Origin of the sequence: Sulfurimonas sp. C5, from assembly GCF_029872055.1 — a bacterium.
Lineage (GTDB): Bacteria > Campylobacterota > Campylobacteria > Campylobacterales > Sulfurimonadaceae > Sulfurimonas.
Genome location: NZ_JARXNQ010000021.1, coordinates 1 through 874, shown reverse-complemented (window position 1 = coordinate 874; position 874 = coordinate 1). Strand labels below are relative to the sequence as shown.

The following is an 874-nucleotide window of genomic DNA, read 5'->3' as shown; positions in this document are numbered from 1 at the left end:
GGGAAAGAAGAGTAAAATTATTTAATTTTACCATTCCCTTTCAATGTGTTACCTTTTCTATCAACAGCAACGATTTGAACTTCATCACCTTTAGCACCGATTCCTTTTAAAGAGAATGCGAAGATAGGGTTTTTAGATAAGAATTGAGAAGTTGATAATTCCCAAACAGTCTCACCGTTGATTGTAGCAGAGATGTGCTCAATGAAGTTAGCGTTTTCTCTATCTCCAGTTTTTTTCTCAGCCATGTTATAAGTTGTCATTTCGTGTTTAGCCATAGCTTTTACTTCAACAACGCCACCTTTTAATTTTGCTTTTACTTTAATTGCAGACATTTTTTATCCTTATAGTTTTTTCTTTATTAAATCAATATATGAAAAGGGATTAACCTTCACATCCACCAAGTGCAACATCTAGAGTTTGTTTAGCAGCATAAAGTTTACCGTCAGTACCTTCAGCTACGATAGTAATAGTACCAGATTTAGCCATTTTGATTTTGATTGAATAATCCATAGCATCGTATTTTGTTACTGTGAAAACACATACAGCAGCTTCTGGGTTAGCATCTTGGAATACTGCTACAGTTTTAGCAGGAACAGATACTGAAAAATCTACTGGAATAGCACCACCGTTAGATGCAACAGCTTTTTTCGGGCTGTCAGATGCAACGTTAGCAGCAGTTAATTTAATACCGCTCATAGTAAGGTCAGTTTTACCATACATAGCTTTGATAGCTTCATCTACAGTGTGAGCACTCCATACAGCTGGTTTAGATTTTCTGAAATCCTCAGCTCTTACGCTTGCAGGTACAACAGCTAAAGCTAATGCACCTAAAGTCATACTTAAAAATTGTCTTCTTTCCATAATCTTTTCCTTT

The 874-nt window shown here is 35.7% G+C and carries 2 protein-coding genes; both read right to left on the bottom strand.

The genetic code is table 11. The annotated features are described in order from the left end of the window. Positions 1-17: 17 nt before the first annotated feature. Positions 18-332 (bottom strand): thiosulfate oxidation carrier complex protein SoxZ, encoded by a 315-nt coding sequence (gene soxZ, locus P6N22_RS10630; RefSeq protein WP_280332799.1) that lies wholly within the window; start codon positions 330-332, stop codon positions 18-20. A gap of 49 nt (positions 333-381) precedes the next feature. Continuing rightward, on the bottom strand, positions 382-861 hold the full coding sequence (locus tag P6N22_RS10625) for a thiosulfate oxidation carrier protein SoxY (RefSeq protein ID WP_280332797.1): 480 nt from the start codon (positions 859-861) through the stop codon (positions 382-384). Positions 862-874 lie beyond the last annotated feature (13 nt).

Bases quoted from the DNA above. Each gene is read 5' to 3' on its own strand.
- soxZ (WP_280332799.1), bottom strand. From the start codon at position 332: ATGTCTGCAATTAAAGTAAAAGCAAAATTAAAAGGTGGCGTTGTTGAA.
- P6N22_RS10625 (WP_280332797.1), bottom strand. From the start codon at position 861: ATGGAAAGAAGACAATTTTTAAGTATGACTTTAGGTGCATTAGCTTTA.